This is a genomic window from Marinobacter profundi (genome assembly GCF_002744715.1).
Classification (GTDB): domain Bacteria; phylum Pseudomonadota; class Gammaproteobacteria; order Pseudomonadales; family Oleiphilaceae; genus Marinobacter; species Marinobacter profundi.
In genome coordinates, this window is record NZ_KZ319376.1 from 18,496 (window position 1) to 32,764 (window position 14,269).

The window sequence follows — 14,269 nt, forward strand, 5'->3', positions numbered from 1 at the left end:
GCGGACCAGCCCGGCCCGCGTTCTTCACATCATCCCTGACGATCCAGCTGTAGTGCTTAGAGTTCCTGGCCAGTCATGGCCTTGAGCTCTTTCACGTTCTTGGCAGTCTGCATGCGCACGTCACGCGGGTTCGGGATCAGGCCCACATCCACCAGGTAACCGTTATCACCCCAGGCACCTTCGGTGGTGAACTCCTGCACGTATTCCTGGATTCCCGGAACCACACCTACGTGTGCCTTCTTGACGTAGAAGAACAGTGAGCGGGCAACCGGGTACTCTTCGGCAGCGATGGTATCAGGAGTCGGTTCGACACCATTCACCGTTGAAGCCTGGATCTGACCTTCGTTTTCCATCAGGAAGCTGTAGCCGAAGATGCCAAGCGTATCGGTGTCCTGGGCCAGGCGCTGAACGATCAGGTTGTCGTTCTCGCCCGCTTCGATGAACGGACCGTCTTCACGCATGCTGTGGCAGATGGACTTGTACTTGGACTTGTCCTCGCCCTTGATCTTGGCGATGAAGTCGTACTTCTTGCAGCCGCCTTCCATCGCGATTTCAACAAACGCATCGCGGGTACCGGAAGTCGGGGGCGGCCCCATTACACTGATCGGCTTGTTAGGCAGACCTGCGTCAATATCGCTCCAGTTCTTGTACGGGTTGGCGACGAGCTTGTCACCACCCTTCGGATCCGGCACTTCCTTCGCCAGGGCCAGGAAGATCTGCTCGAGGGTCAGATCCATCTTCTCGGCCTTCTTGGAATTGGCAATCACGATACCGTCGGAACCGATCTTGACCTCGGTGATTTCCTTGACGCCGTTGCTCTGGCACAGCTCGAACTCACTCTTCTTCATGCGACGGGAAGCGTTGGTGATGTCCGGGTGCTGGGTACCGATACCGGCACAGAACAGCTTCAGGCCGCCGCCGGAGCCGGTGGACTCAAGCTTGGGTGTCGGGAAGTCGGTGTTGCGACCGAAGCGCTCGGCAACCACGGTGGCGAACGGGTAAACAGTGGAGGAACCCACGATGTTAACGGTATCACGGGCCATGGCCGGAGCAGACACAGCAGCGATGCTGCCAGCCAGCGCCAAGGTAGCAAGAGCAGATTTCAGTTTGATCACGTTGAGTCTCCATACGTCCAGAGGACTTTGTTAGCGGATTTGCTTTACCGATGAATGCAAGATAAAGCGACTCTGTGACAGCTTTGTTACAACCTTCGAAATATAGCCCAGGGACTGCAAATTTGCTTGCAGCACAGCCAAAGGCCGTTAACATGCGGGGTAAAACAATTTCAGGCTAATAATAAGGTAGGCTCCATGACTGCGTATGATGATGACAAACCCAAACCCCGCGGCGAACTGACTATTCAGGTAGTACCCCTGCCCTCTGACACCAATGCCAACGGTGATGTCTTCGCAGGCTGGCTGGTGAAGCAGATGGATATTGCCGCTGCCACCATGGCCGGACGTATTTCCCGGGGCCGTAATGCGACGGTCGCGATGGACCGGATGGAATTCCTGTCACCGCTGCGAGTCGGCTCCCAGGTGGGTTGTTATTGCGAACTGGTGGATATCGGCCGCAGTTCCATGAAGATCAGCGTGGAAGTGTGGACCCTGGACCGTGGCGCCCGCAATCCCCGTAAAGTGACCGAAGGCCTGTTTGTGTACGTCGCCATTGATGAGCATGGCCGTATCCGGGAAGTGCCCGAGCAGACTGCCTGAGGTCTGCAAACCCGAAGGGTATCGCCTTCCCCGGAATGCCTTCCCGGAGCATTCGATGCCTTTGCCGTTAGGTGATTGTCACTCATTGCTCCCGCCGGGAAGACTGCCAGCCTCGCAGCAGGCGGGCGTAATGTAACGGCTCCCAGGCCTGGGCATCAGGTGCGTTATCCAGAGACAGGGCGCCCCTAACAGCCGCAAGCGGTGGGACAGTTTGCCGCATAGGATTCGCTTTCCGGCTGCAACACCGCATGGAGAATGTCGAAACGGTCATGCAACATCTCCGTTGCCACTGCCAACAACTGATCACGGTCAATGTCCTGCGCGGCCAACACGAGATGGGCGGTGATGGCGTTTTCCCGGGTGCTCATGGCCCAGACGTGGAGGTCGTGAACGGATGTCACCCCCGGCAACTCCAGCAGGGCCGCCTGCACTTCGGCCAGGTCAATCTCCTCCGGAACACCATCAAACAACAGGTGCAGCGAACGCCGGAACAAGGACCAGGTACCCACTACGACCACCAGCGCAATCACCAGGCTCATGACCGGGTCAATCCAGCCCCATCCCTGCCACAGGTACACGGCCCCCGCGAGCACCACCCCCAGGGATACCAGGGCATCGGCGGCCATGTGCAGGAAGGCACCGCGGATGTTGAGATCGCCCTTGCTGCCGGCCAGAAACAACCAGGCGGTGATCGAGTTGATCACTACGCCAATGCCGGCTACAACCATGACGGTTACCGCCGCCACCGGCGACGGGGTTTGCAGCCGTTCAATTGCCTCCCAGGCCAGATACCCCATTGCCGCCAGCAGCACCACCGCATTCACAAAGCTGGCCAGGATCGAGCCTTTACGCCAGCCATAGCTGTGCCGCAGATTCGGATGTAATTGCGCGGCACCGAAGGCCGCCCATGCCAGGAGCAATCCACCCACATCACTGAGGTTGTGGGCGGCATCCGCCAGCAATGCCAGCGATCCGGTTTGCCAGCCGTACAGGGCTTCGATCACCACAAATGCCAGATTCAGCGTGACACCAATCGCAAAGGCCCGGCCAAAGTTATGCGGGGCGTGGTCATGCCCGTGATCATGAGCCATCAGTTCCTGCTCCTTGAACGTGAATCTGTGCGACCGACAATCCTGCCTTGCCCAAGGGCCCGCAATTCACACATCGGCGAGGCTCCTGCGGTCGGGATAGCCATAGACCGGTGCGAAACCGCCACCGGGGGTTCGGAAATTGGTGGTCTGTCCCTGGTAAAGGCGGGCCGCCAGCCACTGCACATGGCGGTTATACACGTAATTGCGCACATCAAATTTCAGCGCACTGCCTTCAATATCCGGATCTACCCGACGCTCACCGGGCACCACCAGCGCCTGGGCCACATAGTCTCCGGCCAGAATCTCACCCCAGACCCGTTTGGTCAGCTTGTCGCCCCGGTAGGCCGCCTTGCTGCCATAGCCGGCGGCCGGCTTGAAGAACAGCCGGCGGCGCTCGTTCCACAACCGGTCTGCATTGTCCGCACCGACCAGCTCGGTCCGGGGAATTCCGTCCAGCAGTATCTCCCGAACCTCGGCAGGCACGCCCAGAGCGTCCAATTCAGTGTCGTCGGTCAGGATGGTAAGGTTCCGTTTATCGGCGTAAAGGGCGTGGGCGCGGGGGCTTGGCGTCAGGACCACGGCATCTTGCAGAAGGGCGGATCGCAATACCCTGTGCTCCGGCTGCTCCAGCAGAAAATCCGTCAGCCGGTTGTAGACCAGATCGATAGCCAGCTCACCATGCCATAACCGGCCGTCCCGCAATACTAACTGCTCCGGGCCAACGATGACCGCGGTAATGCCGTGGCGCTCGAACAGTCGGCGAAGCAGGACAAATTCGGGGTACAGATACTGGTTTTCCGGGGCTTCATCGACAATGGCGATGGACAATAAAGGGCATTGCTGACCGGCCAACGCCCACTCTTGCCGGAACATCCCGACAATGTCCTGTTCAAGTTGCAGCGCCGAGGCCAGCGTCGGCACCAGGCTCTCCATCTCCGGGCAGCAGGCCCGCTGGGCACGGGCCAGAGCCGCATTGAGCATGGCACCGCCGGCGTTGGTGTTGATCTCGATCAGCCCCAGAGTGTGGCCACGAACGTGGAAATCAAAACCCAGAAATGCCCCCCTGGACGAGCCCTGAGCATGCCGACTGGCGTCGGAACACCCTGCCAGCACCCGATCCTGCCAGGCCGGCAGGGCAACCACTTCTTCAACCGCCTCGACCACCTCGTTCATGCGCCGGATCTGGCCTTGCGCCAGAAACACCGGCCGGGCGGAAAAAACATAGGGGCAGCGCTCGCGAACCCGCTCGGCCAGGCCCGCATCGCCCAGTTCACTCTCCAGTGCCGCCGCCAGAGCCTGTTCATCCAGGCTCAGGCAGAAACAATCTTCGTTCAGGTGCTCCAGTCCCATTTCCTGACATTCTCACAAAGCTGCTCGAGATGGCGACCACTATACATCCGTGTCGACGATAATGGGGTCAATCAGATCCAGATTGACCGCGGCCCAAAGACCAGAGCCCGAATATGGGGCCAGGAACCAGCAGTAGCACCACCCAGACACCCAGTTCGCCCCACAGCCCGCTGGTTAGCCAGATCGCCGGTAAGGTCAGTCCGAAGCCGACCGCATTCATCACCGCCAGGGATGAACCCACCGTTGCCTTGGGTGCCGTCGCCGCGGCCAGCGCCGAAAACTGTGGCGAATCCGCAACCACCGCAACCCCCCAGACCAGCAGCAACGAAATCAGCACAACCGGGGGTAAACCACTCAGCCAGGGGTAGAGCAGGCAAATTGCGCCTGATACCATCAGTGCCCGCCGGGCCACCCATTCGCTCCCCAGGGTACGACTGAGCCTGCCGCCACCGACACAGCCGGCGGCGCCGATACCAATCACCGCAAAAGCCAGCCAGGGAATCAGTGCCTCACCCATATCCAGGCGCTGCAACTCCCGACCGATCAGCAAGGGCGTAAGCGTCCAGAAAGCATAGAGTTCCCACATGTGGCCGAAGTAGCCGCCGGCAACGGCGCGGAAACGGGGGATGCGCAGTGCAGCCAGCCCCTGGCTGAGCGGAAGTCGGCCACTGGTTTTTGGCAGGTGCGGACCGTCCCCCAGCAGGAATACCAGAAGCCCTCCCGCCAGCGCCAGGCCTGAAGCGGCAAGTAGTGGCCACTCCCAGGGCAGGCCCAGCGTCGCGCCCCGCATCAGGTGGGGCAACGCGGTACCCAGCGTGAGCATACCCACCAGCCAGGCCAGGGCCGCACCGGCGTATTTGGGTGTCCAGGCAATCACCATTTTCATGCCAAGGGGATAAATGCCGGCCAGGCAGAGGCCGGTGGAGAACCGCAGCAAGCTGTCCACCGGGAACACCCCGGCCACGAGGACAAAACCGGCATTAACGAGAGCACCCAGCAGACTTGAGACCAGGAAAATCCGGCTGGCGCCAAAGCGGTCCGCCAGCCCGGTAACGGCGAGTGCAAGCGTACCGGCAATAAACCCGGCCTGAACGGATAGCGTGAGCCGTCCCAGATCAGACTCCGCCAAATCGAGCTCACCGGCCAGGGACAGCCAGACCCCATTGATGCTGAACCAGAGGGAAGTGCCGAACAGTTGCGCCAGTACGATTACTGGCAGGGGATAACGTTGCAGTAGGCCGGTCATCTTGTTGTCTTTGTTGCTGACGGATATCCAAGCCTAGCCCGAAAACCCGCCATTTACCCATGCGACTTTGGTGCCCGGTCAGGGCTTTAACAACCGCTCCAGACGCAGGCGTTCCCGTTCATCAAACAGCCGGCGACCACCCCAGCTGACAGCCATCACCGCGCCGAAGCCGGTACCCACCGTGATAATCAGCATCACCAGAATCTGGTACTTCACGGCCACCGCCGGCGGACTGCCCGCCAGGATCTGGCCGGTCATCATGCCAGGCAGGCTGACAATTCCGGCGGCGGCCATGGCGTTGATGGACGGCATCATGCCACTGCGCATGGCGTCACGGCGGATATCCTCCAGTGCCTGTTGCCAGGTCTGGCCCAGCATCAGCCGGTTCTCGATCACCGCCCGCTGGCGCCAGACCGCGTCATTCAGCCGATCCAGCGCGAGACTGACGCCGGTCAAGGTGTTACCCAGCATCATGCCCAGCAAGGGAATCGCATACTGCGGGGTGTACCAGGGCTCCGGCCCGATCACCACCGTCAGGGCCAGCACAGTGACCGTGAAAGACGACACAAACATCGCCCCGGTGCCAATGCCGAAGGCCCACCAGCCTTTCAGTCGCCGGCCCTGACGGGCCACCACTTCCCTGCCCGCCACCAGCAACATGACCAGCGCCAGCAGTGCAATCCAGTAAAACGCCGAGGAAGCAAACAGCGCTTCCAGTACCAGGCCGATCAACGCCAGCTGGATTACTGTTCGCACGGTCGCAATCAACAGGCTACGGCTGATGCCCAAACGGCTCCGATAGCCGGTGGCGGCCAGCGCCAGAACCAACAGCGCCGCCAGCCCCAACTTCCACCAGGCCAGATCAATCACTTCCATGGACAAGCTCCAGGGCAGCCCCTTGAATCCGGTAGTGAGCATTTGCTACCCGGTGAATCTGGGCCGGGTCATGGGCAACCCACAGGGTGGCGATCTGTCGCCGGCGGATTTCCCCTGATAACCAGTGCTCCATGGACTCGGTAGAGTCGCTATCCAGATTGGCGGTGGGCTCATCCAGCAACAGCACTTCAGGCTCCAGAACCAGCGCCCGCCAGAGTGCCAGCCGCTGCCGCTCTCCCGAAGACAGCCGGCTGACCGACCAGCCCATGACCTCCGACGGGAAGCCCAACGCTGCAGGAAACTGGCCGCCCGCAGTGTCGGGAAAGTGGGCGCCCACCTCATCAAACCACCACTGGCTGTCTGCCGGCACCATCACCACCTGCCGTCGCCACTGGTGAGCCGGCACATCCTGCTGGTCAGTACCATTCAGGGAAACCCGGCCGCCATGAGGCTCCAGATCCGCCACTGCCCGCAGCAGCCGGCTCTTGCCACTGCCGGAGGGGCCAGACAGGCACACCACCTGCCCGCCCGGCACCGCCAGGGATACTTCGCGCAGCCCGCCAATGCTGACATCTTCCAGTAACAGGCCCGTCAAAGCCGGCTCACCGGGGCAGTTGCTTGCCGTTGCCGTGCCGGAACACCCCGCTGTTCTCCAGCGCCAGATTCAGACATAACCACTCCATAGACTGTGTTTTCACGATACCCACTGGCCGTTACCCGAAGGGCTAGAATCTGCGCACACTATATCGCGGAAACCTGACCCGCGGGGCACCCGACCGCTCATCAGGTGGGCGCCTTGCCGTCAGGCAATCGCCGGCCGTCGCTCCGGCAGCATCAGCGATAGCAGTGCCGCAGTCGCCACCAGTCCCGCGGATATCCACAGACAGGCCTCGAGGCCGTAGGCCTGATAGACCCAGCCAGAGAGGACGGTGCCAAGCAGCCGGCCGGCGGCATTGGACATGTAGTAGAAACCCACGTCCAGCGACACCCCGTCGCCCCGGGCATAGCTGACAATCAGGTAGCTGTGCAGGGAGGAGTTGACGGCAAACAGGACGCCGAACAGCAACAGGCCGCCGACGACCACGGTTTGCGCCGGCCAGCCTGCCACCAGGGCAACGGCGATGGCGGCTGGAATCAGTGCCAGGCCTGCCGCCCAGAGCACGGCACCGGATTTGCCATTGGAATGGCCGGTAAGTTTCGGGGCGATGGTCTGGATAAAGCCATAGCCGATAATCCAGCTGGCCATGAAGCCCCCCACTTGCCAGAAGTCCCAGCCGAACACCGTGTGCAGGTAGACCGGCAAGGCAACCACAAACCACACGTCCCGGGCACCGAACAGAAACATCCGCGCGGCCGAGAGTACATTGATGGCCCGGCTTTTGGACAGAATCTCGCTGAATTTCGGCTTGGCCTTGCTCTTGCCCAGGTCCTGCCCCAGCAGAAACAGGCTGGCGAGCCAGACAGCACCCAGACCCACTGCCATGATGATCACCGCACCGGTAAAACCGGCCGCCATCAGCAGTACACCGCCGAGGAAGAAGCCCACACCCTTGAGCGTGTTCTTGGAACCAGTGAGAATCGCCACCCACTTGTACAGGGTGCCCTGCTGCTCATCCGGCACCAGCAGCTTGATGCCACTCTTGGCGGACATCTTGTTGAGATCCTTGGCGATGCCGGACAGCGCCTGGGCCGCCATCACCCAGGGTACCGTCAGCATCGCCGCCGGTACCGCCAGCATGGCCAGGGCGACAATCTGCAGGAACAGCCCGATGTTCATGGTGCGGTTCAGGCCCATGCGGGCGCCCAGGTAACCGCCGACCAGGTTGGTCACCACCCCGAAGAACTCGTAAAAGATGAACAACAGGGCAATTTCCAGCGGCGAATAGCCCAGCTGGTGGAAGTGCAGCACCACCAGCATCCGCAGGGCGCCATCCGTCAGGGTGAAGGCCCAGTAGTTGCCGGTGATGACCAGGTACTGGCGGATGGCAGCGGTCATATCAGGCAGAACCTACCTTTCGCGCCAGCTCGACGGTGCGGTTGGCGTAACCCCACTCGTTGTCGTACCAGGCGTAGATTTTCACCTGGGTACCGTTGACCACCAGGGTGGACAGGGCATCGACAATGGACGAGCGCGGGTCGGTCTTGTAGTCAATGGACACCAGCGGGCGCTCTTCATAGCCCAGGATGTCTTTCAGTTCCTCCTCGGATGCTTCCTTGAGCAATTTGTTCACGGTCTCACGATCGGTGGCCTTCTCCACTTCAAAGACACAATCGGTCAACGAAGCATTGGTCAGCGGGATACGCACCGCGTGGCCGTCGAGCCGACCCTTGAGCTCGGGGAAAATCTCGACAATCGCCGTCGCCGAGCCCGTACTGGTGGGGATCAGCGAGCTGCCACAGGCCCGGGCCCGGCGCAGATCCTTGTGGGGCGCGTCCAGAATGGTCTGGGTGTTGGTGAGGCTGTGGATGGTGGTGATGGAGCCGTGCTTGATGCCCAGGTTCTCGTGGATCACCTTCACCACCGGCGCCAGACAGTTGGTGGTGCAGGAGGCAGCGGTCACAATACGGTCGTTGGCGGGGTCGAAGATGTCTTCGTTCACGCCCATTACGATGTTTTTGGCGCCGGCTTCCTTGACCGGGGCGGTGACCACCACGCGCTTCACGCCCTGGTCCAGATAGCCCTGCAGCACTTCCACGGTCTTCATCTTGCCACTGGCTTCGATCACCAGATCGCAACCGGACCAGTCGGTATCGCTAATGGTCTTGTTGCGGGTGACACGAATCCGCTGGCTCCCGATCACCATATCCTCGCCGTCCGCAGCGGCCTCATGGCTCCAGCGACCGTGCACGCTGTCAAAGTTCAGCAGGTGTGCCAGAGTTGCGGCATCGGCACCCGGGTCGTTGATGGCAACAAACTCCATGTCCGGCCATTCCCAGGCTGCACGCAGGGCCAGCCGCCCGATGCGGCCAAACCCGTTAATACCTACTTTGATCTTGCTCATGATGGTCTCCTTGCGCGTTCGCTAATCTGTATGTGGCTCGTCAGGGGCATTGCGCAACCGGGCGGTCCGCCATGGCTTGAAGTCTGGCCAGTGGCGGCCCGATCAGTTCTGCATTGTTGTGGGCGGTTTCATCCAGCACCCTCAGTACCCAGTCCGGCAGGTGCGGGTCAAGGGAATAATAGACCCACTGGCCCCGGCGCTCGGTTTCCAGCAGGCCGGCATCCCGCAGCGAGGCCAGATGACGGCTGACTTTCGGTTGCGATACGTCGAAAGCCTCGGTCAGCTCGCATACGCACAGCTTTTCCTGGTCCCTGATTAGCAACAGGGCGGCCAGGCGAAGCTCCTCTGCCATCGCCTTGAACACGGTCACCGGGTGGTAGCGGGCCGGTGTCAGGCCGGTCTCTTTCTGGTGAACCAGGGTGAACAGGCCGATGCGTTCTTTCAGCTCCTTGAGGGTCAAAGCAAAAGTGGCGTGACGGTTACCCTCGGCGGGGTCCGGAAAATCCCAGGCGATCTGCTGGGCCCCCGAGGCCACCAGCGTGCACTCCCGGGCGGCCTTTTCACACAGGGTGATCACGTAATCCCAGTACTGACCCTGCAGCTCCGCCACCGACTTGCTGTACAGCCCTACGGTGGAAATGCCGGCCTCCTGTAACACCTGTAGTGCCAGAGGGTGGGGCCGCGAAGGCTCGGTACCGGCACTGGCCACCTCAAAACGGTCACCGGCCATGTGCCGGAGCAGGGCTTCCGCCATCAGCGAGCGGGCGCTGTTGGCGGTGCAGACAAACAGGACTCTTCTTTTCATACGAATTTCCGAATATTCGAATTGCCATATATTCAGTTTTTGCGATAATAGCCTTCAACTGTGACAGAGTAAAGACAGTAACCCACGCTGCGGCCTGTAAAAGGCCAGCGCTGGATAACCCGTCAAAGGACATCGGAAAGGGCCATGACAGAAAAACTGCTGGAGATCTATCGGAACAATCAGCGGGAAGGCAACCTGCTGTTTGCCATGATCCTCGCCTTCCTGGCCATCTTCTTCATGCCCGCCGGTACCGAACGTTTTGACAACGCCGTGCTGGAAGCGTTCCGGCTGACCAACTGGTATGCCCGCGAGCATGTGATCCTGTGCCTGTTGCCCGCCTTCCTGATTGCCGGGGCGATGGCGGTCTATATCAGCCAGGGTTCGGTGATGCGTTATCTTGGTCCCTCCGCTTCCAAGCCGGTGGCGTTCAGTGTGGCGTCGGTATCCGGCACCTTGCTGGCCGTGTGCTCCTGCACCGTACTGCCGCTGTTTGGCGGCATTTACCGTCGGGGGGCAGGCCTGGGTGCCGCCGTGGCCTTTCTCTATTCCGGCCCGGCCATCAACATCATGGCCATTGTGGTCACCGCCAAGGTGCTGGGTGCGGAAATCGGCCTGGCTCGGGCGATTGGTGCCATCGTGTTCGCGGTCGTGATCGGGGCCATCATGCACCTGATCTACCGCAAGGAAGAAGCCGAACGGTCGGTGAGCAGCGCCCGGGGCTTCGGCGGCGACGACTCAGACCAACCCGTAAGGATCATTACCCTGTTCTTTGCCCTGATGGTGGGCATTCTGGTGTTTGCCAACTGGACCGCCGCCGATAACAGCGCCTGGATGGCCGTCTACGATCTGAAATGGCCAATCACTGCCGTCCTGGCTGCGGCCTTGGGCGTGCTACTGGTCTGGCGTTGGCACTGGCCACCCCGTCAACTGCTGATTCTGGCAGCGGTGATTGCCATCGTGGCCACCCTGGCTCCGGCCATGCCGGAACTGCCTTTCGTGATCGGTATTGGCGGCCTGATGCTGATCGCCAGCTTGCGGGATGAAGACCGGGAGTGGCCGTTGCAGAGCTGGGATTTCGCCAAACAGATCCTGCCGCTGCTGCTGGCCGGGGTGTTTGTGGCGGGCTTCGCCCTCGGCCGCCCCGGCCATGAAGGCATGATTCCCTCGGCATGGGTGGCCGCTGCCGTGGGTGACAACTCGCTGCTCTCTACTATTCTGGCCTCGGTACTGGGCGCCCTGATGTATTTCTCCACCCTGACCGAGGTCCCCATTGTCGAAGCCCTGATGGGCTCCGGCATGGGCAAGGGGCCGGCCCTGGCGCTGCTGCTGGCGGGCCCGGCCCTGTCGTTGCCCAATATGCTGGTGATCCGCACCATTCTGGGCACCCGGAAAACCCTGGTGTACTGTGGTCTGGTGGTGGTGATGGCCACCATCACCGGCTTTATCTACGGAAACTGGCAGGTATAAACCTGCCGCACATACGCGAAGGAGAGGACGATGAAATTCACCATTTATGGCAGTGGCTGCGCCAAGTGCAAACAACTGACCACCAACGCCGAGGAAGCGGCCAAGGCGCTCGGGCTGGACTACGAAGTGGAAAAGGTGACCGACGTGAACGACATCATTGATGCCGGCATCATGCGCACCCCCGCCCTGGCCGTCGACGGCGAGGTTGCGGTGGAAGGCAAGGTGGCCAGTGCCGACGACATCAAGAAACTTCTGGGCTGAATCCGTTTACAGGAAACCTGACGCTGACCATGAATCCATCTGATCTGCCGAACATTGATACCGAGCTGTTCCGGGCCCCCACCAACGAGGAGTTGTTTGCCGCAGCGCCTTCAAACCACCGGCCGAGAATTCTGCTGCTCTACGGCTCACTGCGGGAGCGCTCCTTCAGCCGCCTGGCGGTGGAGGAAGCCGCCCGCCTGCTGGAGGCCATGGGCGCCGAAACCCGCATTTTCAATCCGCGCGGCCTGCCCCTGGCCGATGCCGAGGATGCATCCCACCCCAAGGTTCAGGAGTTGCGCGACCTGGTGCAGTGGAGTGAAGGGATGGTGTGGTGCTCCCCGGAACGCCACGGCGCCATGACCGGCGTCATGAAAACCCAGATTGACTGGATTCCACTGGCCATGGGTGCCGTTCGCCCGACTCAGGGCAAGACCCTGGCGGTGATGCAGGTATGTGGTGGCTCCCAGACGTTCAATGTGGTGAACCAGTTGCGGGTACTGGGCCGCTGGATGCGCATGGTGACCATCCCCAACCAGTCCTCGGTGCCCAAGGCGTTCATGGAGTTCGACGACAACGACCGCATGAAGCCCTCGCCCTTTTACAACCGGATTGTGGATGTGATGGAGGAGCTGGTGAAGTTCACCCTGCTGGTGCGTGACCGCAGTGAGTACCTGACCGACCGCTATTCCGAGCGCAAGGAAAGCGCGGAGCAACTGTCGAAGCGTGTGAACCAACGTTCCATTTAAGGATGTTCAATGAGCAGTAACGAACTGACCGCTGACGCCTCATCCGGCGGCATGGGAATTTTCGAACGCTACCTGTCGGTCTGGGTGGCACTGGCGATTGTTACCGGCGTGGCCCTGGGACAACTGGCTCCGGCGGTGCCGGAAACCCTGTCCCGCTTCGAATACGCCCAGGTGTCCATCCCCATCGCCCTCCTGATCTGGGCGATGATCTTCCCGATGATGGCGCAGATTGATTTCAGTGCGGTGGTGGGGGTACGCAGGGAACCGAAAGGGCTGGCCATCACCACGACCGTGAACTGGCTGATCAAGCCCTTCACCATGTTTGCCATTGCCTGGTTTTTCCTCACCGTGGTGTTCGAGCCGCTGATCTCACCTCAGCTGGCAAGCGAATACCTGGCCGGTGCGATTCTGCTGGGCGCGGCACCCTGCACCGCCATGGTCTTTGTCTGGAGTTACCTGACCAAAGGCGATGCCGCCTACACTCTGGTGCAGGTATCCCTGAACGACCTCATCATGCTGTTTGCCTTCGCACCGATCGTGGTGTTCCTGCTGGGCATTTCCGACATCCAGGTGCCCTGGGATACCGTGCTGCTGTCGGTGGTGCTGTACATCGTCATTCCGCTTGCCGCCGGCTACCTGACCCGCCGCATCCTGATTGCCCGCCACGGCCAGCGCTGGTATGACGAGGTGTTCATGAAACGGCTGGGGCCGGTCACGCCAGCGGCACTGATCGTCACCCTGGTGCTGCTGTTCGCCTTCCAGGGTGAGGTGATCCTGAACAACCCCCTGCACATTGCGCTGATTGCGGTACCGCTGATCGTGCAGACCTTCCTGATCTTCTTCCTGGCCTACGGCTGGGCCCGGTTGTGGAAAGTGCGCCATTGCATTGCCGCACCCGGCGCCATGATCGGTGCCAGCAATTTCTTCGAACTCGCCGTGGCCGCGGCTATCGCCCTGTTCGGACTGCAATCCGGGGCTGCGCTGGCCACGGTGGTCGGGGTGCTGGTGGAGGTGCCGCTGATGCTGGTACTGGTGCGGATTGCCAACAAAACCCGGGACCGGTTTCCGGATTAGGCTCCGGCTTGCGCCCGGAGCCTGCACTCGCAACAGCCACCCCGACGGCCCCAGGATTACATGAACAGGATCTTGAGGCCGATCAGCACAATCACCACGCCACCGACAAATTCCGCCTTGCCCTCGAGGAAAGTGCCACTGCGGGTACCGATATAAACCCCGGCGGCACTGAACAGCAGGGTCGTCACCCCGATGATCAGACAAGCGAGCAAGGGCGCGACATCCAGCAGGGTGAGGGCAAATCCGGCGGCCATGGCATCAATGCTGGTGGCGATGGCCAGCATCAGCATGACCCGGTGGGTGATGATGGCGATGTCCTCCTCGACCCCCTCGGCAAACGCCTCGTAGATCATCTTGCCGCCAATGAGCGCCAGCAGGACAAATGCGATCCACGGGGCGTAGGCCTCGACCCAGCCCAGCACCCCCTTGCCGCCAAGGTAACCGATCAGCGGCATCAGCCCCTGAAACAGGCCGAAATATAATGCCGCCATTACCGCGAGGGACGACGCTTTCTTCTTGTGCTTCGAACCCAGGCCAATCGACACGGCAAACGCGTCCATGCTGAGGGCAACCGCCAGAACCAGTACTTCAATCACGGACTAAACTCTCTGGTTACGTTGATGACGAAAATCGGGA

At 61.1% G+C, this 14,269-nt stretch carries 15 protein-coding genes; 5 read left to right on the plus strand and 10 right to left on the minus strand.

Annotation, left to right across the window (positions count from 1 at the left end; all coding sequences use genetic code 11):
- Positions 1-56 precede the first annotated feature (56 nt).
- On the minus strand, positions 57-1,115 hold the full coding sequence (locus CLH61_RS16130; RefSeq protein WP_099615794.1) for a substrate-binding domain-containing protein: 1,059 nt from the start codon (positions 1,113-1,115) through the stop codon (positions 57-59).
- A 195-nt stretch (positions 1,116-1,310) separates the two neighbouring features.
- Between CLH61_RS16130 and CLH61_RS16135 the strand changes: the two genes are divergently transcribed.
- A complete protein-coding gene (locus CLH61_RS16135) occupies positions 1,311-1,715 on the plus strand; it encodes an acyl-CoA thioesterase (RefSeq protein WP_099615795.1) in 405 nt (134 codons plus the stop codon).
- Between the two features lie 185 nt (positions 1,716-1,900).
- Here the strand turns inward: CLH61_RS16135 and CLH61_RS16140 are convergent, their stop codons facing one another.
- The 8 genes from CLH61_RS16140 to CLH61_RS16175 all read right to left on the minus strand — a co-directional run bounded on the left by CLH61_RS16140 (position 1,901) and on the right by CLH61_RS16175 (position 10,085).
- Complete coding sequence (locus CLH61_RS16140; protein WP_099615796.1) at positions 1,901-2,806, minus strand: cation diffusion facilitator family transporter; 906 nt, start codon at positions 2,804-2,806, stop codon at positions 1,901-1,903.
- Positions 2,807-2,872: 66 nt separating this feature from the next.
- Positions 2,873-4,156: a hypothetical protein gene (locus tag CLH61_RS16145; protein ID WP_099615797.1), complete on the minus strand. Its 1,284-nt coding sequence runs from the start codon at positions 4,154-4,156 to the stop codon at positions 2,873-2,875.
- Positions 4,157-4,223: 67 nt separating this feature from the next.
- Positions 4,224-5,402 carry an MFS transporter gene (locus CLH61_RS16150; RefSeq protein WP_099615798.1) on the minus strand — a complete coding sequence of 393 codons (1,179 nt, stop codon included), beginning with the start codon at positions 5,400-5,402 and terminating at the stop codon, positions 4,224-4,226.
- A gap of 78 nt (positions 5,403-5,480) precedes the next feature.
- A complete protein-coding gene (locus CLH61_RS16155) occupies positions 5,481-6,278 on the minus strand; it encodes an ABC transporter permease (RefSeq protein WP_099615799.1) in 798 nt (265 codons plus the stop codon).
- Positions 6,265-6,873 (minus strand): ABC transporter ATP-binding protein, encoded by a 609-nt coding sequence (locus CLH61_RS16160; protein WP_099615800.1) that lies wholly within the window; start codon positions 6,871-6,873, stop codon positions 6,265-6,267. The genes CLH61_RS16155 and CLH61_RS16160 overlap by 14 nt, the downstream gene beginning before the upstream one ends.
- A gap of 207 nt (positions 6,874-7,080) precedes the next feature.
- The gene (gene arsJ, locus CLH61_RS16165; RefSeq protein ID WP_099615801.1) at positions 7,081-8,274 is read right to left on the minus strand and encodes an organoarsenical effux MFS transporter ArsJ; all 1,194 of its coding nucleotides are present in this window, start codon (positions 8,272-8,274) and stop codon (positions 7,081-7,083) included.
- 1 nt (position 8,275) lies between these two features.
- Positions 8,276-9,280, minus strand: a complete 1,005-nt coding sequence (locus CLH61_RS16170; protein WP_099615802.1) for an ArsJ-associated glyceraldehyde-3-phosphate dehydrogenase — start codon at positions 9,278-9,280, stop codon at positions 8,276-8,278.
- A 40-nt stretch (positions 9,281-9,320) separates the two neighbouring features.
- The gene (locus CLH61_RS16175; protein ID WP_099615803.1) at positions 9,321-10,085 is read right to left on the minus strand and encodes a metalloregulator ArsR/SmtB family transcription factor; all 765 of its coding nucleotides are present in this window, start codon (positions 10,083-10,085) and stop codon (positions 9,321-9,323) included.
- A 144-nt stretch (positions 10,086-10,229) separates the two neighbouring features.
- Here CLH61_RS16175 and CLH61_RS16180 point away from each other — a divergent pair, with 144 nt between their 5' ends.
- The 4 genes from CLH61_RS16180 to arsB are packed head-to-tail and all read left to right on the plus strand — an operon-like array spanning position 10,230 to position 13,633.
- The gene (locus CLH61_RS16180; protein WP_099615804.1) at positions 10,230-11,552 is read left to right on the plus strand and encodes a permease; all 1,323 of its coding nucleotides are present in this window, start codon (positions 10,230-10,232) and stop codon (positions 11,550-11,552) included.
- A 30-nt stretch (positions 11,553-11,582) separates the two neighbouring features.
- Positions 11,583-11,813: a thioredoxin family protein gene (locus tag CLH61_RS16185; RefSeq protein WP_099615805.1), complete on the plus strand. Its 231-nt coding sequence runs from the start codon at positions 11,583-11,585 to the stop codon at positions 11,811-11,813.
- Between the two features lie 29 nt (positions 11,814-11,842).
- Positions 11,843-12,559: an arsenical resistance protein ArsH gene (arsH, locus tag CLH61_RS16190; protein WP_099615806.1), complete on the plus strand. Its 717-nt coding sequence runs from the start codon at positions 11,843-11,845 to the stop codon at positions 12,557-12,559.
- Between the two features lie 9 nt (positions 12,560-12,568).
- A complete protein-coding gene (gene arsB / locus CLH61_RS16195; protein ID WP_099615807.1) occupies positions 12,569-13,633 on the plus strand; it encodes an ACR3 family arsenite efflux transporter in 1,065 nt (354 codons plus the stop codon).
- Between the two features lie 56 nt (positions 13,634-13,689).
- Here arsB and CLH61_RS16200 read toward each other — a convergent pair whose 3' ends face one another.
- Positions 13,690-14,229, minus strand: a complete 540-nt coding sequence (locus CLH61_RS16200; RefSeq protein WP_099615808.1) for a manganese efflux pump MntP — start codon at positions 14,227-14,229, stop codon at positions 13,690-13,692.
- Positions 14,230-14,269 lie beyond the last annotated feature (40 nt).

Coding starts and splice junctions, on each gene's coding strand:
- CLH61_RS16135 (WP_099615795.1), top strand. CDS start 1,311: ATGACTGCGTATGATGATGACAAACCCAAACCCCGCGGCGAACTGACT.
- CLH61_RS16140 (WP_099615796.1), bottom strand. CDS start 2,806: ATGGCTCATGATCACGGGCATGACCACGCCCCGCATAACTTTGGCCGG.
- CLH61_RS16145 (WP_099615797.1), bottom strand. CDS start 4,156: ATGGGACTGGAGCACCTGAACGAAGATTGTTTCTGCCTGAGCCTGGAT.
- CLH61_RS16150 (WP_099615798.1), bottom strand. CDS start 5,402: ATGACCGGCCTACTGCAACGTTATCCCCTGCCAGTAATCGTACTGGCG.
- CLH61_RS16155 (WP_099615799.1), bottom strand. CDS start 6,278: ATGGAAGTGATTGATCTGGCCTGGTGGAAGTTGGGGCTGGCGGCGCTG.
- arsJ (WP_099615801.1), bottom strand. CDS start 8,274: ATGACCGCTGCCATCCGCCAGTACCTGGTCATCACCGGCAACTACTGG.
- CLH61_RS16170 (WP_099615802.1), bottom strand. CDS start 9,280: ATGAGCAAGATCAAAGTAGGTATTAACGGGTTTGGCCGCATCGGGCGG.
- CLH61_RS16175 (WP_099615803.1), bottom strand. CDS start 10,085: ATGAAAAGAAGAGTCCTGTTTGTCTGCACCGCCAACAGCGCCCGCTCG.
- CLH61_RS16180 (WP_099615804.1), top strand. CDS start 10,230: ATGACAGAAAAACTGCTGGAGATCTATCGGAACAATCAGCGGGAAGGC.
- CLH61_RS16185 (WP_099615805.1), top strand. CDS start 11,583: ATGAAATTCACCATTTATGGCAGTGGCTGCGCCAAGTGCAAACAACTG.
- arsH (WP_099615806.1), top strand. CDS start 11,843: ATGAATCCATCTGATCTGCCGAACATTGATACCGAGCTGTTCCGGGCC.
- arsB (WP_099615807.1), top strand. CDS start 12,569: ATGAGCAGTAACGAACTGACCGCTGACGCCTCATCCGGCGGCATGGGA.